This is a genomic window from Neorhizobium sp. P12A (assembly GCF_008365395.1).
In the GTDB taxonomy this organism is placed as follows: Bacteria; Pseudomonadota; Alphaproteobacteria; order Rhizobiales; family Rhizobiaceae; genus Rhizobium.
The window spans coordinates 943,849-961,575 of sequence record NZ_QOVX01000002.1; the positions used below are offsets into that span (position 1 = coordinate 943,849).

Genomic DNA, 17,727 nt, shown 5'->3' on the forward strand with positions numbered 1-17,727 from the left:
ACGGCTTCCTTGCTGCGGGTTGTGAGATGGGCAGCTTGTGACTACCGATCGCTCACTTCCCAGCGCGGATTGACCCAGGGTTCCTGGTTGGACCTTGCCATCTTCCGCCCCAGAATATGATCCGCCGCCTTCTCGCCGGTCATGATGGAAGGGCCGTTGAGGTTGCCGTAGGTGACATGCGGGAAGATCGAACTGTCCGCAACGCGCAGGCCGTCGACGCCGATTACGCGAGTTTCCGGATCAACAACGGCCATCGGGTCGTCCTTGGCGCCCATCCTGCAGGTGCCGCAGGGATGGTAGGCGCTTTCCAGGTGCTCGCGCAGGAATGTGTCGATCTCGGCATCCGTCTGGATGCGCACGCCGGGCTGGATCTCCGGGCCACGATAGTCGTCGAAGGCCTGCTGGCTGAAGATTTCGCGGGTTAGCCGCACACAGCGGCGGAATTTCTCCCAGTCTTCCGGATGGCTCATATAGTTGAACCGGATCACCGGATCGGCCTTCGGGTCAGAGGAGCGCAGGGTGACGTTGCCGCGCGATTTCGACAGGTTGTAGCCGACATGCACCTGGAAGCCGTGGCTCTTTGCCGCCGCCTTGCCGTCGTAACTGATGGCGACGGGTAGGAAGTGGTACTGGATATCCGGCTGCTTGAGGCCCGGCGCCGAGCGCAGGAAAGCGCAGGCCTCGAACTGGTTCGACGTGCCGAGGCCGGATTTTGTGAACATCCACTGTGCGCCCGCAACGCCCTGCCAGAACCAGGGCAGCCAGGAATAGAGCGAGACCGGCTTGGTGGAGACCTGCTGGAAATAGAATTCCATATGGTCCTGGAGATTGGCACCGACACCGGGGCGGTCGAGCTTCACCTCGATCCCCATGTCCTTCAGATGTGCGCCCGGCCCGATGCCCGACAGCATCAGCAGTTTCGGCGAGTTGAAGGAGGAGGCCGAGACGATGACTTCGCGATGCGCCTTGATGATCTCGATCTTGCCTCCGCGCTCGATCTCTACGCCCGTCGCGCGGCCGTCTTCGATGATGATCCTGCGAGCAAATCCGTTGACGAGACCGATATTGGAGCGCTTGAGGGCAGGCTTCAGATAGGCGCTTGCCGCAGACCAGCGCTTGCCGCCATAGATCGTCTGCTCCATCAGGCCGAAGCCCTCCTGCTTGGAGCCGTTGTAGTCTTCCGTCGTCTCGAACCCGGCCTGCTTGCCGGCCTCGACGAAGGCGTGGAACAGCGGGTTCGTGAAGACGCCGCGCTGGACATGCAATGGCCCGTCGGTCCCGCGCCAGCCTTCCTCGCCGCCATGGCTATGTTCCATCCGCTTGAAGTAGGGCAGCACGTCAGCATAGCCCCAGCCGCGCGCGCCGAGCTCTTCCCAGCGGTTGAAGTCTCCCGAATGGCCACGCACATAGACCATGCCGTTGATTGACGACGACCCGCCGATCACCTTGCCGCGCGGCGCGGTGATGCGCCGGTTGTTGAGATTTGGCTCCGGCTCGGAGAGATAGCCCCAGTTGTAGCGCTTCATGCTCATCGGCCAGGCAAGCGCTGCCGGCATCTGGATGAACGGTCCGAAATCGGACCCGCCCGCCTCGATGACGATAACCGTATTGCCCGGATCCTCTGACAGACGATAGGCCATGGCCGAGCCGGCCGAACCGGAACCGATGATGATGAAGTCTGCTTGCATGGTTTTTTCTCTGGCCAATTTGCGGGATGCAGCTAATGATAGTTGTATTGCGAATAGCTATTTTCTAACTCGTCAAATTCATCGTCGGCGGCCCTTTATGTCGATCTTGATGATCTGGTAGTCCGAGGAACGGCTGCAAAAAAATGAGCGACCAGAAAACCCGCGAAAGTCGATCGCCGCCCCGAGACAAACTATTGTCTCTGGATCGGGATGGTCGCAACGACTATGGCGAAAACAGTAAGTCATCTCGAAAGAACATTCCCTTGTTCAAGGCTCAGTCCAACCGGCGTGGCCGGCATGCTGCCAAGGTAGCCGTGAACGCTATGGGCGACGAAGACGCGATTGAGAGCGACCGCCGGCTCTCGCTTGCCGACCAGAAAGCGTTGAGACCGGCGAAGACAAAGGCGCCCGATGTACCGCTTCGCGAAGTGCTGAAGCGACAGGGTAAGCTGCCGAAGCGGTAATCGCCCAATCATCCTCATCTCAATACGGCGCCACCACCGGCCCCATGCCGACATAGACCGTCTTCAGCTCGGAATAATGCTCCAGCGCGGCAAGCGAATTCTCGCGGCCGAAGCCGGATTGCTTGGAGCCGCCGAAGGGGATTTCGACCGGGCAGAGATTGTAGGTGTTGATCCAGAGCGTGCCGGCTTCGAGCTGGTCGACGACGCGATGGGCGCGGGTGAGATCCGCGGTGAAGACACCGCCGGAGAGGCCGAATTCGGTGGCGTTGGCGCGAGCGATGACCTCGGCCTCGTCTTCGAAATCGAGCACGCACATGACAGGCCCGAAGATTTCTTCCCGCGCGATCGTCATGTCGTCGGTGACATCCGCGAAGACGGTCGGCTGCACATAATAGCCCTCGCCGGAGACGTTGTTCGGGATACCGCCGCCCGAAATCAGCGTTGCGCCTTCGGCCTTGCCCTTCTCGATATAGGAGATCACCTTCTCGCGCTGCGCCCAGGAGACCATAGGGCCGATCTGCGTCGCCTCGTCCATGGGGTCGCCGATGACCATCGCATCGGTGCGAGCCTTCAATCGCTTGAGGAATTCGCCCTTGATCCTGCCATGCACGAAGACGCGGGTGCCGTTCGAGCAGACCTGGCCGGTCGAGTAGAAATTGCCGAGCATCGCGCCGCCGATGGCGCTGTCGACATCGGCATCGTCAAAGACGATCAGCGGCGACTTGCCGCCGAGTTCCATGGTGACGTGCTTGAGCTGGCCCGCAGCAGCGGCAGCGACCCGCCGGCCTGTTGGCACCGAGCCGGTCAGCGACACCTTGGCGACGTCAGGGTGGTTGACGAGCAGCGGCCCGGTATCGCGGTCGCCCTGGATGACATTGTAGAGCCCCTTGGGCAGGCCGGCCTCGATCAGGATTTCGGCGATCTTCAAGGCGCCGAGCGGCGTGTTTTCCGAAGGCTTGAAGACCATGGCATTGCCCGCGATCAGCGCCGGTGCGCCCTTCCAGCAGGCGATCTGCTGCGGATAATTCCAGGCGCCGATGCCGACGCAGACACCGAGCGGCACGCGCTTGGTATAGGCGAAATCGCCACCGAGCGGGATGTAGGAGCCGTTGAGACCCGCTGCCGCGATGCCGCCGAAGAATTCGAAACTGTCAGCGCCCGAGGTCGGGTCGGCAACGATCGTTTCCTGGATCGGCTTGCCGGTATCCAGCGTCTCAAGCTCGGAAAGTTCGCGGTTGCGCTCGCGCATGATGTCAGCCGCGCGCTTCAGGATGCGTCCGCGCGCCGTCGGGCTCATTGCCGCCCATTCCGGCTGGGCGCGCTTGGCTGACGCGATCGCCTTTTCGACGATATCAGGCGTTGCTGCATGCAAGCGGGCAATGATCTCCCCGGTCGCGGGATAGATGCTTTCGATGACTGTGCCTGCAGTATCCTCGACATATTCCCCGTCGATGAAGTGGGAGGCTTTCGGCTGGGCATTCATGTCACTTGTCCTTGGATGGCTTGAGGCAGTGGTCCCTTCTCCCTCGGGGGAGAAGAATAAGGGCGGGCAAGAAGCGCGGTCACGTAGTCTTCCGTCAGCCCGATTGAGGCTTCGATGCTGATCGGCGCCGATTTCAGACTCTGGCGGATATAGAGCCCGTCGATCATCGCCGCTGCGCCTTCCGCAATGGGTTCTGCGGCATCTAGGGGGCAGAGCGCTTTGAGGCTAGCCAGCAGGTTGGAGCGGAGGCGCCGGGCATAGATGACGAGGAAGCGCCGCGTCTCTTCCGACCGCTGCGCCTCGGCATAGAAGGCAAGCCATGCGGCGATCGTCTCGGGCGCGAACTGATCGGCCTGGAAACTGACGCGGATAATGGCGGAAATCTTCTCTCGCGGCGTGTCTGCAGCCTTCAGCGCCATCACAGCATCGTCGCGCAATCGGCGTAGAAGGGAGCGGATGGTTTCGATCAGCAGCTGTTCCTTGCTGCCGAAATAGTGATGCGCCAGCGCAGCGGAAACCCCGGCCTGCCGGGCGATTTCGGACATGGTTACGCTGAGCGAGCCATGATCGCCGATCACGCGCAGCGCGGCGTCCACAAGCGCCTTACGGCGCACAGGTTCCATTCCGATCTTCGGCATCTCTTGTCCTCGAGTATGCGCATTCTATTTTTGATTGATCCATCAATCAATAAAAAACATCGCGCCGTCCGATCGCAATTTCGCTCGGAAATTGCCAAACGGACCTGTTTTCCGGGGCGGGACGCAAAGAAGTGAAGTGCTCACACAGGCTTACTTTTTGACAACAAACGTGAGCGGCAGTATCTTTCGGGCCTCGCCGTTCTGAACGGCTGGCGCTGATGCAGCGCTGCGCATCGATCGATGCATTGGCGAAAAATCGCCCGACTCATGACACGACGGTTGTGTGTCTCCCAGCAAGGGTTCTGAACCAAGAACAGAAAAGGGAGGAATATCATGCCGATGGTAACCGTTTCCATCTCTCCGCAACAGGCTGCCGGCATTCGCGCGGCCGTCGATTCCGGCCTTTACGCGTCCGGCAGTGAAGTGGTTCGCGAGGCGTTGCGCCTCTGGGACGCGGCGCGTCGGCGCGGGGAGCTGACGGAGGCTCCGCAGGCAGTAAACGCAGGGGATAATTCCGCCCGAAGAGGCAGCCGTTGTGTCGCCGACATGTTTGCCGATTACGAGGCCGAGAAGCGCAGACACGTCTGAAACTCAGCTCGAAATATGCTGGGTTGCCGTAACATTTAGCTGGGTCGCCCGTCGCGTGTAGGTTGAGCGGGAATTCACAAAAGTTTCACAGAGCCGAAAGGTTTCATTGACCGTTGTCGGCAATGGTCCGAAGGAAAACGATAAAGTAAAAAACATTTGGAGATTGGCGTGTCTATCACTGCCACCGTCGAGCCGGCCTCGCTGCGCAAATACGCTAGCGATCAAATTGTCACTCTGGCCAAGCTCGTCGTCGAAAACGCGTTCCAGCCGATCGTCGAAGCCGGTACGGGCACTGTCTTCGGCTATGAATCGCTGATGCGCGGTCAGGACCGGATCGGTTTTGAAACCCCGATCGAAATTCTCGATGAGGCAGAACGCACAGGTCAGCTCCTCGCCCTCGAACAGATGGTGGCGAGCCGGGCGCTCGCGAAATTCGCAACATTGCCCGATTGTGCGACAGCGACCCTCTTTCTCAATCTCGATGTCCGGTTGATCCCGCAAGGCGATGCCCTGATCGACAGCCTGGTTCAGCATCTGCGGAAGGCGGGCATTCCTCCTTCATCCGTCTGCTTCGAGCTTTCCGAGCGGTTCGACAATACGAGCGTACCGGAATTCTCGGCGCTGATCGAGAGAATGCGCAAGATCGGCTTCAAGCTGGCGATCGACGATTTCGGCGTGGGTCACGGCGAGGTAAAGCTGCTCTGCGACCACGCTGTAGATTACCTGAAGATCGACCGGCATTTTGTCGCGGATATCGACCGCAGCTCCCGTAAGCGCCATCTCCTGAAGAACATGGTCAATATCGCCCATGTCCTCGGCACGCGCGTCATTGCGGAAGGCATCGAGACCGAAGCGGAATTTCTGGCCTGCCGCGAGTTCGGCGTCGATCTCGTGCAGGGTTGGTTCATCGCGCGACCGACGACATTGGTCAACGAACTGAAGCCTGCTTTCCCGCATCTGCAGGATCTCGGGGAAATCAAGCGCAACAACCAGTCGCTGGACGAAATCCTGATCCGCAAGCAGATCGAAATGCTGCCGGCCATCTATGAAACCGACAGCATAGACAGCGTGTTCGAGATTTTCCGCCGCAACCCGCGCCAGGCGTTTTTCCCGGTGCTCAACGCCAATGGCGAACCGCGCGGCATCATCCACGAGTACCATCTCAAGGAATATATCTATCAGCCCTTCGGCCGCGATCTCCTGAAGAACAAGGTCTATGAGCGCACGATTTCGCATTTCGTCGAAATGGCGCCGATCGTCGGTCTTGATTCCGATGCCGAAAAGCTGATGGCGATTTTCGCCAACATGGAAGGCAGCAGCTGCCTGATCATCACCGAAGGCATGCGCTATGCCGGCATCGTTTCGGCCGCCTCGCTCATCAAGGTGATCAACGAAAAGCAGCTCAAGATGGCGCAGGATCAGAACCCGCTGACAGGCCTGCCGGGCAATCGCGCCATCCGGGAGTTCATGCAGCATTCCGGTCGCGACGGCGACGAAGTCCGCTATTTCTGCTACTGCGATTTCGACAACTTCAAGCCGTTCAACGATGCCTATGGCTTCCATCTCGGTGACCACGCGATCTCGCGCTTTGCTGCCCTGATGCGCCGCTATTTCTTTGCCGACAGGCATTTCCTCGGCCATGTCGGCGGAGACGACTTCTTCATCGGGGTCGAGGGCGGAAACATCGAGGAATTGAGTGACGTGCTCGCTCGTCTGCTGAAGGATTTCCGGGAAGATGTCCTGACGCTCTATTCGGACGAAGATCGCGCCGCCGGCCGGCTTCACGGCCACGACCGCAACGGTGTCGAAACCTTCTTCCCGCTGATGCGCTGCTCGATCGGTGTCCTCGAATTGCCGCAGGGCCTCGTCATCGATGATATCAATCGCGTCAGCACCGCCATCGCCGGCCTGAAGAAGAAGGCCAAGGAAAGCGAAACCGGCATCGCTTTCCACCCTTTGGGCGAGACCAATTGACGCCCTTCATGCACCGGTCCTTTCCAAGCCCGAAACTCTGAACTATGTCCATGTCCTCATGTCGCATTGTCTCCCCGGCAAGGTCCAGGGAGCGTGTGTCCATCCTTGAGGTGGGACGGGGAGATCTGAAGATGACCTTGCCAACTGAAATGCGTTTTGTCGATCTGCCCTCCTTCGGCGCGCCCGAAGTGATGACGATCGCTCGCAAGCCGCTGCCGGAGCTGAAGCCGGGGGAGATTCTCGTCCGCGTCGAAGCCGCAGGCGTCAATCGTCCCGATGTCGCCCAGCGGCAGGGCATCTACCCGCCGCCGAAGGATGCAAGCCCGATCCTCGGCCTCGAGATAGCAGGCGAAGTGGTCGATGTTGGCCCCGGCGTCAGCGAATTCTCCATTGGCAACAAGGTCTGCGGGCTAACGAACGGTGGCGCATATGCCGAATATTGCGTTCTCCCGGTCGGTCAGACGCTGCGATTTCCGAACGGCTACGATGCCGTCAAGGCGGCCGCAGTGCCGGAAACCTTCTTCACCGTCTGGGCCAATCTCTTCCAGATGGCCGGTCTCACTGAAGGCGAAAGCGTCCTCATCCATGGCGGTTCCAGCGGTATCGGCACGACCGCCATCCAGCTCGCCCGCGCCTTCGGGGCCACGGTCTATACGACCGCCGGCTCGAAGGAGAAATGCGAGGCCTGCGAAAAGCTCGGCGCCAAGCGCGCCATCAACTACCAAGAAGAAGACTTCGCCGAAGTCATCAAGACAGAGACCGGCCATGGCGTCGACATCGTTCTCGACATGATCGGTGCGGCCTATTTCGAGAAGAACCTCGCGTCCCTCGCCAAGGATGGCTGCCTCTCGATCATCGCCTTCCTTGGCGGCGCCGTCGTCGAGAAGGCAAGCTTGCAGCCGATCATGGTCAAGCGCCTGACCGTCACGGGTTCGACCATGCGTCCCCGCACGGCGGAGGAAAAGCGCGCCATCCGTGACGATCTTCTTTCCCAGGTCTGGCCGCTGCTCGATACCGGCAAGGTGGCACCCGTCATCTACAAGACCTTCGCGTTCGAAGATGTCGTCGAGGCCCATCGCCTCTTGGAAACCAGCAATCACATCGGCAAGATCATGCTGAAGCTCGCATGAGCGAAAGCGATGCGGCAATCGAAATGACGCCTGGCAGCGCCATCAGAATATAGAGCCAGTGGGCGGCCGAAAGGTTTCCGGCAATGCCGCCGGGATCGATGAGGCCGCTGCTGTTGACTATGACGCCCGAAAGGGATGCGCCAAAGGCGCTGGCGAGTGCACTGAGCATCGAAATTGCGGCGGATGCCTTGTCCTGCTCGTCGCGTTTCACCAGTCGGAGCACCTTTGCCACCAGATGCGCCCATCCGAGGCCGACGCCGAAACCCATCAGGAACAGGCCGATGGTGACAGGCGCAAGCACCACCACGTCGCTTGCCGTGTTCTCCCTGGCAAGGAACAACGCCATCGAGACGGTCGCCAGCGCCTCCACCACACAGCCCGCCACAATGGCTGCGTTGGCCCGACGCCCCGTCAGGGACCCGCCGAGGAAAGCCGAAGCGGTCCAGCCGAGCGCGACAAGAGCGACGAGATAGCCCGAAATCAGCGGCGTAACCCCGTGCAACATCTGCAGGAAATAGGGAATGTAGATATCGCTCACCAGGATGAGGGTCAGGGCGAACATGGTGAGATAGACGCGCGAGATCGGTTGTCTAAGCATCATCGCAGCTGCAGGCAGAAGTCGGCTACGGCTTCGCTTCTCGATGGTGAACATGGCAATGATCGCAATCACGGATGCCGCGATCAGCGCAGATTTGACGTCCATCCTCTCTGCCGTGCCGGCAAAGCCGACAAGCAGGACGGCCGCCAGCAGGAATGCGATCTGCGCAAGCGGCGCTCGCTGCTTCATCCGGTCATCCTCCACTCGGGGCAGCAGGCGTGGAGCGAATATCGCCATCAAGCCACCGAGCGGAACCAGCACGACGAACGCATAGCGCCAGTTGCTTCCCGTCGAAAAGAAGCCGCCGAGTGTCGGGCCGATGACCGTCGATATGCCCCAGATCGCGGCGTAAAGTGCTGAAGCCTTTGGCCACAGCGGCTCCGGATAGACGAAGCGGATGAAGGCATAGGCGAGCGCCGCCAGCGCACCCGTGCTGAAGCCCTGTATGGTTCGGCCGACCAGCACGATCGGCATCGATGGGGCCAGCGCGCAAATCAGGCTGCCGGCACCGAAAACGACTGCCGCGATGACATAGACATTTCGCAGGCCTATCCCGCGCGGTCGGGCTGCAACGAAGATCGAGCCGAGAACGGCAGCCGCGACAAAGAGGCTGGTCACCCAGGAAAGCAGCTCCAATCCGCCGATGTCGCGCACGATCGATGGCGCGATGGTGGCGGTAATATAGCTCTCGACCGCATAGAGGGTGACGCCGCCCGCAAGAATGAGTGTGGCGGGCAGAAGCTCCGGTGAAAAGAGACGAAAGACGGATGTGGAGGCAACGGGTGCTGCCTCATCGAGACCGGACATGGGGCGATCCTTGATGTTCCCTGGCGAAGAATTATTATTTTCAAAGTTATTGCTTGGAAAAATTGCACGGAGCGATTATTAAAGCAAGAAGAAACTTGGAAAAATAAATGCATCAGACATCAGCCAACCGAATTCTTCTCCTGCTCAAGAACGAGGGGCCGCAGCTCGCCGCCTCCATCGGCGAGGCATTCGGCATAACCTCCGAGGCGGCGCGGCAGCAGCTGATGAAGATGGCCGAGGACGGGTTGGTCGAGGCGGTCACCGGGACCGCGTCAGGTCGCGGACGCCCCCGCCAGCTCTGGCATCTGACCGAGGCGGGAAACCGGCAATTTCCCGACGGTCACGCGGAGCTGACCGCAAACCTTCTGACCTTGCTCGTGGAGCAGTTGGGATCCGGCGCGCTGGATACCGTCATTTCGGCACGCGAGATCGAGACGGAAAAACGCTATCTGGTCGAAATCGGCAGCGAAGGCGACCTCAAATCCCGCGTTGGCAGGCTCGCGGCGATCCGCACGCGGGAAGGCTATATGGCCGACAGCTGGGAGGATGAGGATGGCTCGTTGATCCTGGTCGAAAACCATTGCCCGATCTGCGCTGCCGCGTCGGTTTGCGCCGGTTTCTGCCGATCCGAGCTGGAGACCTTCCGCACCGTTCTCGGTGCCAGGGTGGAGCGGACGGAACATATTCTGCATGGCGCGCGCCGTTGCGCCTATGTCGTCAATCCCGCCTAGGCGGTGGCCGCCTTGGAGCGCTTCCCGTCCAGCATAAGCATCAGGACAACAGCGATAAGGCCGCTCGCGACGCCGACGCGGGCCGTTTCCGAATAGTCGCCGATTGCCGTGCCGATGGCGAAGAGGATCGCGGCGACGCCGCCACTCAGGAACATGTTGACGGCAATCAGCGAGCTGCCGAGCCCCGGCCGGTCGGCGATCAGGTCCTGCAGGTAGGAGATCGGCACGCAGAGGATGGCCGCGGCCCCGCAAGAATTGATGCCGACGAGTGCATAGAGCTGCCACGTCTCGGTTGCGAAGCTGACGAGCGTCAGATGCGTGGAGTAAAGCAGGGCGCCTGCGACCAGCACATGGACATTGTGAAAGCGGCGTAGCATCGCGCCCCAGAACAGCATGAATGGCATTTCGAGGAAGGCGACTGCCCCTGAGAGGAAGCCGACATCGGTCACGGTGCCATGCACCATCTGCGTGGTGATGAGCGGCGAGAGGGTGGTGCTTAGCCGCTGCGTGCCGGTGATCAACGCCATGGCGCCGAGCCGGATCATCAGCGCCGGATCCAGCAGTCGCATGAGGGAGGCAAAAAACCCTTCCTCGCCGAAGGTCGCTCCGCCCACCTTGCCGACACTGCGCGGCACGAAGAAGAAATAGAGGCAGAAACAGGCAAGACTTGCCGCCGCTGCAACCGCATAGGCCGGCATCATGCTTTGCGAATGGGCGAGATAAAGCCCGACGAGCCCGGGCATCAGCGCCCAGGACCCGGAATAAATCGCGCGCACCGTCGAGGTGATCGAGACCGCCTCGCGCGGCGCGATCTCGTTGGTCGTCGCGCGAATACTGCCGAACAGGATCGAGAAGGTGGAATTGCTAACCGGGATCAGGAACAGCACGCAGAGGATGAAGACCGGCACGCTTCTGACCTCATAGATAAGGCCGTAGCCGAAGATGCCGGCGATGGTCAGCGCCAGCACCAGGGGTCGCCGGTCCCCCAGCCTGTCCGACAATATTCCGAGAAGGACGCTGGCTGCGACATTGATCGCCGCCGCCGCAAAGATCAGCATCGAATAGAGCCCGTCACTCAGGCCGAATTCGCCGATGCCGATCATCGACTGATAGGGCAGGGTCGAGGCATAGGTGAAGCCGGCCACAAAGAGCGTCAGCGTCGGGATGCGCAGATAGGGATCGCGAATGATGCGGAGAAGGGCTGAAAACATGGGGGACGTGATTCCTGATGTCGTCCTTTTAGACCCATGCGGCCGTTGCGCAATAAAAGATACGATCGGATTCTTCACTTGATATGACGATTGGCAATCCGTCGTGCAGTCGTTATCACTGGCGGACCCCACAAATCAGGAATCCCCGTCCCATGACCAATCCCGTCTGCGTCGAAGTCACCCGTGGCAATCTCGTCGAAAGCCGCCATCGCGGCTCCATCGTCGTGGTCGATGGCGATGGTCGCACGGTCTTTTCGCAGGGCGATATCGAGCAGGCGGTCTTCCCGCGCTCGGCCTGCAAGGCGATGCAGGCATTGCCGCTGGTCGAAAGCGGCGCGGCCGACGCCTACGGCTTCGGCAACAAGGAACTGGCGCTTGCCTGCTCCTCACATAGCGGCGAGGACGAGCATGTGGCGCTCGCCGCCTCCATGTTGTCGCGCGCCGGCCGCGATGTGTCCGCGCTGGAATGCGGCGCGCATTGGTCGTCCGACCAGAAGACGATCATCCACCAGGCGCGCACCATCGACAAGCCGACGGCGCTTCACAACAACTGCTCGGGCAAGCATTCCGGCTTCGTCTGCGCCTGCTGTCACCAGGGCATCGATCCCAAGGGCTATGTCGGCTACGATCACCCGCTACAGCAGCAGATCCGCGACACGATGCAGAGCCTGACGGGTGCGGCACTCGGCCACGACAGTTGCGGCACCGACGGCTGCTCGATCCCGAATTACGCTGTTCCGCTGAAGAAGCTCGCCCACGGTTTTGCCCGGATGGCGACCGGCGCGGGCCTAGAGCCGTTGCGCGCCAAGGCCGCCCGCCGCCTGTTCGATGCCTGCATGGCCGAGCCCTTCTATGTGGCTGGCACCGGTCGCGCCTGCACCAAGCTGATGAGCCTTGCGCCCGGCCGCATCTTCGCCAAAACAGGCGCCGAGGGCGTCTTCTGTGCGGCGATCCCGGAGCAGGGGATTGCGCTCGCCCTCAAATGCGATGACGGCAATGGCCGTGCATCCGAGGCGATGGTCACTGCGACGCTGGCGCGCTTCTTCGAAAGGGATGGCGAGGTCCATGCCGGCCTGATGGCGATGGCCAACAAGGCCCTGCACAACTGGAACGGCATCCATGTCGGCGACATCAACGTCACGTCGGCGGTAACTGCCTGACTGTGTCTCGAAGCGAAACACGTTTTGTTAATATACGTATACTCTAATATGAATTAAACCAATTCTGCGAAAGCCGCATGCAGCGCTGCGGCCTTTGCATACAATCGGTCCGAAATGATTTCGTGTTCCCTGCCATGAGGGCATGACATGTTCGCAGGCCGTTATCTCTGGTGGATGCTGATCGCAATCGGGACATTCGTCTTTTGCGCGATCTATTTCGATTATGTCGGCTGGACGATCATCCAGTTCTCCGGCTGCGAAAGGAATGCCGGCTCCTGCGGTCCGCTGATCTCCCTCATGGGCGGTGCGGTTAAACCCGCCGGCTTTTGGCTCTGCGGCGGCATAGTCCTGTTCTGCATGCTTGCGCGCATTCTCTTCCTGCGCCTGAGCCTCCTCTGGAGCATTGCAGCCATTGCCTGGTTTGCAGCGTCCACGGACTTTCCAACGATATTCGTCAGCATCTGGGAGGGGCACGTGCAGCTGGATGCCATTTTCGGCGTCCTACCGCTGCCGCTGCTCTTCCTCGTTCTGTTTGCTGCTTATCTGCTGGTTCCCTTCGAGGATGACGAGCGTCAACCGCTGGGTTCCTGGAGACTGCCCCGCTATGCCGCTGCTCTCACGGCTGCCCATGCCACGCTCTGGTCATTTGCAAACCAGCCCAACCTGCCGCTTCTCCTTGCTGGCAAAATGCAGATGCCGTCCCTCGGCGCTGCTATCGCTAACCTGCAGCCGCAATTGAACTATCTGGCCGAGCTTGGAATCGGCGACACGACGCCGATCTATGCGAGCCTCATGATCTTCGCCTGCGCTCTGCTGGGAAGTCTCCTGCCGCAGCAAAGGGTGGAGGTCGCCTGGCTTTCGCTGCAGATTCTCATGTCTTCAGGATCGCCGCGCCGGCGCTCCGGTAGGGTTTGAGGCGATCCTCGGGCACGCCTGCTGCGACGATCAATCCCGAGATGGCTGACAGGGACACGACGTGGCAGGGCGAGACGGTGTCCAGCTTCTCCTCCGTCACCATGACATAGGTTTCCACCGAACATTGGGCGATGTGCCGCTTGATCGTGGCTTCCTCGAAATCGCCTGTCGAAAGACCGTGCGCGGGATGAACGGCGGTCACGCCGAGAAAGAAGATATCCGGTCTGACGAGCGAGATCGCCACGATCGCCGATGCGCCGGTCGCCACCATCGAATGCTTGTAGAGCCTGCCGCCAATCAGGATCACTTCAGCGGTCGGGTGATGTTCCAGTTCGCCTGATATCGTCGGGCTGTGGGTGACGATGGTAAAGGCGAAATCGCGCGGCAGATGCCGGACAATCTCGGCCGTCGTCGTCCCGCCATCGAGAAAGATCGTCTGCCCGGCGCGGATCATCCCGGCGGCATAGACACCCAGCGACCGCTTTTCTTCCGACGAGACTGTCCTGCGCGTCGAAAAATCCGGCAGGTCCGGCGATAGCGGCAGCGCCCCGCCATGCACCCGCTTCAGCAGGCCCTGTGCCGACATCTCCCGCAAATCCCGCCGGATCGTGTCCTCGGAAAGGTTGAATTCCTCGGCGACGCTCTTCGCAACAACCTGCCCATCGCGGCGGAGCAGGTCGAGGATAATGGTCTGGCGTTGACTGGTCAGCATGCACGCTCCCGCACGAAAATGAATGAATTATCGTGATTATGCCTGAATTGACTCGACAATCAAGAAATTTCCCGCATATTCGGGCAGTTTCCTGCATGAGGCGGGGCAAAGGAGAGATAACATGCTGATTTTGATTGCTGGACCCTATCGCTCAGGGACCGGAGACGACCCGGAAAAGATGGCGATGAACCTGAAGCGCCTGGAGGAGCCGTCCTATGCGCTGTTCAGGGCCGGCCACGTGCCGATGATTGGCGAATGGGTGGCCCTGCCGGTGTGGAATGCCGCGGGCGGCAAGGCCGTCGGCGACGCGCTTTACGAGGAAGTCTTTCACCCGACCGCCCATCGGCTGCTCGAGCTCTGCGAAGGCGTATTGCGGCTTCCGGGCGAGTCCAAGGGCGCCGATAATGATGTGCGGATCGCCCGTGAGCGCGGCATTCCCGTCTGGCATCGGCTGGAGGATGTGCCGGGCTGCACATGATTGTCTGCGACGGAACGGGCGGCATGCCGCTCGTTCCAGCCCGATGCCCATTACGGGATCAATGTTCCCGCTACGCTGCGAATCCGCTATAAGGCTCCCTTTGAAACGGGATGGAGCGGGCATGTTGACTTTGTATTATTCGCCGGGAGCTTGCTCACTGGCGAGCTTGATTGCGCTGGAAGAATCCGGCCTTGCCTTCGAAGCCAAGCGGGTCGATTTCAGCAAGGCGGAGCAGCAATCGCCGGAATATCTGCGCCTCAATCCGAAGGGCCGAGTTCCCGTGCTGATCGCCGAAAAGGGCGCGATATCAGAGACGCCGGCCATTCTTGCCTATGTCGCACAGATCGCGAAATCGGCACGCCTTGCACCTCTCGACGATCTCTTCGAATTTGCCTTGATGCAGTCGTTCAACAACTATCTCTGCGCCACCGTGCATGTGAACCACGCCCATGGCCGCCGCGGCTATCGCTGGACGGATGACGAGGCTGCAAGGGAAACCATGAAGGCCAAGGTGCCGCAGACCATGGGCGAGAGCCTGGGGCTCATCGAGACATCGATGCTCCGCGGCCCCTGGGTGATGGGCAAGGATTACAGCGTCGCCGACGCTTATCTCTTCACCATGTTCGGATGGGCAAAGGGCGACGGAGTCGACCTCGACCGCCTGCCGAAACTGGGCGAACACCGCGCCCGCATGCTGGAGCGTCCTGCCGTTCAGCGGGCGAGGGAAATCGAAAGAGCCTGATCGACTAATGTCACACGCTCAGTTGCCATCGAAGGACGCACGCAGCTTCTTCGGGGCTCGAAAGCGCCAGGCGTCGATCAGCCGGCGCTTGAGCTCTTCGTCGTCGATGGCGTGGGCCCTGAGCGGCAGCGACGGCCAGCCGACATAGTGGTCGGTCTGATAATAGATATCGGGCGCCATCTCGATGAGGCGTTCCTTGTCCTCGATCGGGATGGACAGCACGATCGTCTCGGCATTCTTGACCGACACGAACGACTTGCCGCCCACTTTCAGCGAAGGCGTGCCATAGCTGGTGCCGAGTTCGACCTCGGGCAGATCAGCCTCCGCGGCAAGTGCCTGCAAGCGCTTGAAAATCTCTTCCGTCTCGCTCATCCGGGACCGCCGTCGCCAGTGATAACATCGGCAGAATAGTCCGGACAGCCGGCGATGGCGAGCGTTAAGCACAGCGAAGGCGCTCCGGCAGGCAGGCCACCGGTTGCGGTATCGTCCGCCCCAGATTCTCCGGCATCAGCGGCAGATCGGCCAGCTCCGCCAGCGTCATGACCCTGATGTCAGGATGCAGCAACGGGTCGTGCGACGTGGAAACGGTGTCTTCCTCCAGCCACTTGGCCGGCAGGATATGGGTCAAGAAAAGCTTGAGCACGGACATGGCAATGCCTCCTCGCTCTTCCGCCGCTCAAAAACGCCGATGGCGCCGAATGCGGCAGGATCATTAGACTTAATTTGATCGATGTAATCAGTATCGGCCCGCAATGACTGGAATTCAATTGAGAATGGCAAGAGGTCGGTATAGATATCCTATATGAAGAACCTCAACATCGTCCATTTGAACGGGCTGCGGGCGCTGGAGGCGGTGGGGCGCCTCGGGTCGCTGCAATCGGCCGCCGACGAACTCGGCGTCACGATCGGCGCCATCAGCCAGCAGGTCATCAAGGCCGAGGCGCAGCTCGGGCGGCAGATTTTCGAGCGAACGCCGAAGGGCATGGTTGCGACCGATGCCGGCGTCGGCATCCTGGCGCGGCTGGGCGAGGGGTTTCAAGCACTGTCCGAAGCCGTCATGGCAGCCCAACATCGTGACGACACGATCCTGACCATTTCAGTCGCGCCGGTTCTGGCCGCCCGCTGGCTGGTTTACCGGCTGCATCGTTTTGCCGAGCGTCATCCCGAAATCCGGCTGCGCATCGACGCCACCATGCGGCTCGTCAATCCTGCGACGTCAGATGTCGATATCGGCATCCGCGTCGGCGAGGGCAATTGGCCTGGGGTCAAATCGGAACTGTTGCTGTTGCAGGAGGTCTTTCCCGTGGTCTCGCCACAGATCGCCCGCGGCCTGAAGGAGCCGGCTGACCTGCTGCGCATTCCCGCCGTCATAGACGGACGTGCAATGTTTTCCTGGGATGTCTGGTTGCGGGAGGTGGGATTGTCCGGCGAGACGATGGAGGCGCGCCATGTCTTCAACGACGCTTCGCTCTGCCTCGATGCGGCGATTGCGGGGCAGGGCGTTCTGCTCGCATGGCAGACGCTGGCGGCCTATGCGCTGGAACAGAAATGTCTCGTCGATCCCTTCGGCATCCGCGTCAAGACCGGCTTCGGCCATTATTTCGTAACGGCCGAAGGCGTACGCGAGCCCAGGAAGGTCACGGACTTCAAGGCATGGATTCGTGACGAGATGGCCGAAAGCATGCGGCCCTTCGCCTGATTTCGTCAGACGCTGATCGGTTCCTTTGACCGTGTCGCCTGCATGGCCTTATAGGCCGCGCGCGACTGGCAGCGTTCGATCCAGGCCTTGAGATGCGGACGGCTGTCGAAAAGCGCGTCTTCGGTCTGGGCGTAGCGGAGCACTTCCGCAACGTTGAGATCGACGACGGTGAAGCGATCGGCGGCAATATAGTCCTGCCCCGTCAGGCGCTTTTCCAGCACATCGAGCGGTTTCTTCAGGGAACGGCTGGCAACCACGATGCCGGCCTTGCCCTGATCGGAGTTTTCCTGCTCACGATCATAGATGCGTACGATGGCGACCGAATGCGGCTCGACTTCGGTCGCGGCCCACATGGTCCAGGTGGCAATCAAGCCCTCTTCCTCGACCGTCTGTCCCGAAAGCGGGCCACCATATTTGCGCGCCAGATAGAGGTTGATGGCGAGAGACTCATTGAGCACGAGATCGCCATCCTTGATGCTCGGGATCATGCCCATCGGGTTGACGGCCAGAAAGTCCGGCGAGAGCGTGTTGAGCGGCGCATCTGCTGCCAGCGGATTGTCCATGCGCGTCGCCTGCAGCACCGGCACCGACTTGAATTCGATGCCGAGTTCTTCCGCCATCCAGTAATTGCGCGAGGCGCGCGAGCGATAGACGCCGTAGATCGTGAGCATGACTGGTCCCCTGTTGTTGTCCGGCCGGACGCTAATCC

19 protein-coding genes are annotated in these 17,727 nt (G+C 60.7%); 10 read left to right on the forward strand and 9 right to left on the reverse strand.

All coding sequences use genetic code 11. The annotated features are described in order from the left end of the window. Positions 1-41: 41 nt before the first annotated feature. Complete coding sequence (gene betA / locus DTW90_RS10625; RefSeq protein WP_149338112.1) at positions 42-1,688, reverse strand: choline dehydrogenase; 1,647 nt, start codon at positions 1,686-1,688, stop codon at positions 42-44. 143 nt (positions 1,689-1,831) lie between these two features. Between betA and DTW90_RS10630 the strand changes: the two genes are divergently transcribed. Next, positions 1,832-2,152 carry a hypothetical protein gene (locus tag DTW90_RS10630; protein WP_149338114.1) on the forward strand — a complete coding sequence of 107 codons (321 nt, stop codon included), beginning with the start codon at positions 1,832-1,834 and terminating at the stop codon, positions 2,150-2,152. A 19-nt stretch (positions 2,153-2,171) separates the two neighbouring features. Here DTW90_RS10630 and betB read toward each other — a convergent pair whose 3' ends face one another. Next, on the reverse strand, positions 2,172-3,635 hold the full coding sequence (betB, locus tag DTW90_RS10635) for a betaine-aldehyde dehydrogenase (protein ID WP_149338115.1): 1,464 nt from the start codon (positions 3,633-3,635) through the stop codon (positions 2,172-2,174). Further along, positions 3,632-4,273, reverse strand: coding sequence for a transcriptional regulator BetI (betI, locus tag DTW90_RS10640; RefSeq protein WP_149338116.1), 642 nt, complete (start codon positions 4,271-4,273; stop codon positions 3,632-3,634). The genes betB and betI overlap by 4 nt, the downstream gene beginning before the upstream one ends. A 333-nt stretch (positions 4,274-4,606) precedes the next feature. Between betI and DTW90_RS10645 the strand changes: the two genes are divergently transcribed. The 3 genes from DTW90_RS10645 (at position 4,607) to DTW90_RS10655 (ending at position 7,965) form a co-directional block, all read left to right on the forward strand. Next, positions 4,607-4,861, forward strand: a complete 255-nt coding sequence (locus DTW90_RS10645; RefSeq protein ID WP_149338118.1) for a type II toxin-antitoxin system ParD family antitoxin — start codon at positions 4,607-4,609, stop codon at positions 4,859-4,861. Between the two features lie 168 nt (positions 4,862-5,029). Next, positions 5,030-6,835, forward strand: a complete 1,806-nt coding sequence (locus tag DTW90_RS10650; RefSeq protein WP_246664917.1) for a GGDEF domain-containing protein — start codon at positions 5,030-5,032, stop codon at positions 6,833-6,835. 131 nt (positions 6,836-6,966) lie between these two features. Beyond that, positions 6,967-7,965, forward strand: coding sequence for an NAD(P)H-quinone oxidoreductase (locus tag DTW90_RS10655; protein WP_149338121.1), 999 nt, complete (start codon positions 6,967-6,969; stop codon positions 7,963-7,965). On the opposite strand, the gene DTW90_RS10660 is transcribed toward DTW90_RS10655, so the two are convergent. Beyond that, entirely contained in the window at positions 7,946-9,370 is a 1,425-nt protein-coding gene (locus tag DTW90_RS10660) for an MFS transporter (RefSeq protein ID WP_149338122.1), read from the reverse strand. The two genes, DTW90_RS10655 and DTW90_RS10660, sit on opposite strands and share 20 nt — an antisense overlap. 107 nt (positions 9,371-9,477) lie before the next feature. Here DTW90_RS10660 and DTW90_RS10665 point away from each other — a divergent pair, with 107 nt between their 5' ends. Next, positions 9,478-10,101, forward strand: a complete 624-nt coding sequence (locus DTW90_RS10665; RefSeq protein WP_149338123.1) for a helix-turn-helix transcriptional regulator — start codon at positions 9,478-9,480, stop codon at positions 10,099-10,101. Here the strand turns inward: DTW90_RS10665 and DTW90_RS10670 are convergent. Next, positions 10,098-11,366: an MFS transporter gene (locus DTW90_RS10670; RefSeq protein WP_149338430.1), complete on the reverse strand. Its 1,269-nt coding sequence runs from the start codon at positions 11,364-11,366 to the stop codon at positions 10,098-10,100. The genes DTW90_RS10665 and DTW90_RS10670 overlap by 4 nt on opposite strands. A 98-nt stretch (positions 11,367-11,464) precedes the next feature. Between DTW90_RS10670 and DTW90_RS10675 the strand changes: the two genes are divergently transcribed. Both DTW90_RS10675 and DTW90_RS10680 read left to right on the forward strand, forming a co-directional pair. Continuing rightward, positions 11,465-12,472, forward strand: coding sequence for an asparaginase (locus tag DTW90_RS10675; protein WP_149338125.1), 1,008 nt, complete (start codon positions 11,465-11,467; stop codon positions 12,470-12,472). Between the two features lie 147 nt (positions 12,473-12,619). Further along, entirely contained in the window at positions 12,620-13,387 is a 768-nt protein-coding gene (locus DTW90_RS10680; RefSeq protein WP_149338126.1) for a hypothetical protein, read from the forward strand. On the opposite strand, the gene DTW90_RS10685 is transcribed toward DTW90_RS10680, so the two are convergent. Then, positions 13,344-14,099 carry a DeoR/GlpR family DNA-binding transcription regulator gene (locus DTW90_RS10685; protein WP_149338128.1) on the reverse strand — a complete coding sequence of 252 codons (756 nt, stop codon included), beginning with the start codon at positions 14,097-14,099 and terminating at the stop codon, positions 13,344-13,346. The two genes, DTW90_RS10680 and DTW90_RS10685, sit on opposite strands and share 44 nt — an antisense overlap. 121 nt (positions 14,100-14,220) lie before the next feature. Between DTW90_RS10685 and DTW90_RS10690 the strand changes: the two genes are divergently transcribed. After that, positions 14,221-14,577 (forward strand): DUF4406 domain-containing protein, encoded by a 357-nt coding sequence (locus DTW90_RS10690; RefSeq protein ID WP_132517775.1) that lies wholly within the window; start codon positions 14,221-14,223, stop codon positions 14,575-14,577. Between the two features lie 121 nt (positions 14,578-14,698). Next, positions 14,699-15,319, forward strand: coding sequence for a glutathione S-transferase family protein (locus DTW90_RS10695; RefSeq protein WP_132517773.1), 621 nt, complete (start codon positions 14,699-14,701; stop codon positions 15,317-15,319). Between the two features lie 18 nt (positions 15,320-15,337). On the opposite strand, the gene DTW90_RS10700 is transcribed toward DTW90_RS10695, so the two are convergent. Both DTW90_RS10700 and DTW90_RS10705 read right to left on the reverse strand, forming a co-directional pair. Beyond that, positions 15,338-15,691 carry an MmcQ/YjbR family DNA-binding protein gene (locus DTW90_RS10700; protein ID WP_132517771.1) on the reverse strand — a complete coding sequence of 118 codons (354 nt, stop codon included), beginning with the start codon at positions 15,689-15,691 and terminating at the stop codon, positions 15,338-15,340. Between the two features lie 64 nt (positions 15,692-15,755). Then, positions 15,756-15,968 carry a hypothetical protein gene (locus DTW90_RS10705; RefSeq protein ID WP_132517769.1) on the reverse strand — a complete coding sequence of 71 codons (213 nt, stop codon included), beginning with the start codon at positions 15,966-15,968 and terminating at the stop codon, positions 15,756-15,758. 153 nt (positions 15,969-16,121) lie between these two features. Between DTW90_RS10705 and DTW90_RS10710 the strand changes: the two genes are divergently transcribed. Then, positions 16,122-17,018, forward strand: coding sequence for a LysR substrate-binding domain-containing protein (locus DTW90_RS10710; protein WP_132517767.1), 897 nt, complete (start codon positions 16,122-16,124; stop codon positions 17,016-17,018). A 5-nt stretch (positions 17,019-17,023) separates the two neighbouring features. Here DTW90_RS10710 and DTW90_RS10715 read toward each other — a convergent pair whose 3' ends face one another. Then, the gene (locus DTW90_RS10715) at positions 17,024-17,689 is read right to left on the reverse strand and encodes a glutathione S-transferase family protein (protein WP_132517765.1); all 666 of its coding nucleotides are present in this window, start codon (positions 17,687-17,689) and stop codon (positions 17,024-17,026) included. Between the last annotated feature and the right edge of the window lie 38 nt (positions 17,690-17,727).

Excerpts from the sequence above, each read along its gene's own strand:
- DTW90_RS10630 (WP_149338114.1), top strand. The coding sequence starts at position 1,832 with ATGAGCGACCAGAAAACCCGCGAAAGTCGATCGCCGCCCCGAGACAAA.
- DTW90_RS10680 (WP_149338126.1), top strand. The coding sequence starts at position 12,620 with ATGTTCGCAGGCCGTTATCTCTGGTGGATGCTGATCGCAATCGGGACA.
- DTW90_RS10675 (WP_149338125.1), top strand. The coding sequence starts at position 11,465 with ATGACCAATCCCGTCTGCGTCGAAGTCACCCGTGGCAATCTCGTCGAA.
- DTW90_RS10645 (WP_149338118.1), top strand. The coding sequence starts at position 4,607 with ATGCCGATGGTAACCGTTTCCATCTCTCCGCAACAGGCTGCCGGCATT.
- DTW90_RS10700 (WP_132517771.1), bottom strand. The coding sequence starts at position 15,691 with ATGAGCGAGACGGAAGAGATTTTCAAGCGCTTGCAGGCACTTGCCGCG.
- DTW90_RS10660 (WP_149338122.1), bottom strand. The coding sequence starts at position 9,370 with ATGTCCGGTCTCGATGAGGCAGCACCCGTTGCCTCCACATCCGTCTTT.
- betB (WP_149338115.1), bottom strand. The coding sequence starts at position 3,635 with ATGAATGCCCAGCCGAAAGCCTCCCACTTCATCGACGGGGAATATGTC.
- DTW90_RS10705 (WP_132517769.1), bottom strand. The coding sequence starts at position 15,968 with ATGTCCGTGCTCAAGCTTTTCTTGACCCATATCCTGCCGGCCAAGTGG.
- betI (WP_149338116.1), bottom strand. The coding sequence starts at position 4,273 with ATGCCGAAGATCGGAATGGAACCTGTGCGCCGTAAGGCGCTTGTGGAC.
- betA (WP_149338112.1), bottom strand. The coding sequence starts at position 1,688 with ATGCAAGCAGACTTCATCATCATCGGTTCCGGTTCGGCCGGCTCGGCC.
- DTW90_RS10715 (WP_132517765.1), bottom strand. The coding sequence starts at position 17,689 with ATGCTCACGATCTACGGCGTCTATCGCTCGCGCGCCTCGCGCAATTAC.
- DTW90_RS10690 (WP_132517775.1), top strand. The coding sequence starts at position 14,221 with ATGCTGATTTTGATTGCTGGACCCTATCGCTCAGGGACCGGAGACGAC.
- DTW90_RS10695 (WP_132517773.1), top strand. The coding sequence starts at position 14,699 with ATGTTGACTTTGTATTATTCGCCGGGAGCTTGCTCACTGGCGAGCTTG.
- DTW90_RS10710 (WP_132517767.1), top strand. The coding sequence starts at position 16,122 with ATGAAGAACCTCAACATCGTCCATTTGAACGGGCTGCGGGCGCTGGAG.
- DTW90_RS10665 (WP_149338123.1), top strand. The coding sequence starts at position 9,478 with ATGCATCAGACATCAGCCAACCGAATTCTTCTCCTGCTCAAGAACGAG.
- DTW90_RS10655 (WP_149338121.1), top strand. The coding sequence starts at position 6,967 with ATGACCTTGCCAACTGAAATGCGTTTTGTCGATCTGCCCTCCTTCGGC.
- DTW90_RS10685 (WP_149338128.1), bottom strand. The coding sequence starts at position 14,099 with ATGCTGACCAGTCAACGCCAGACCATTATCCTCGACCTGCTCCGCCGC.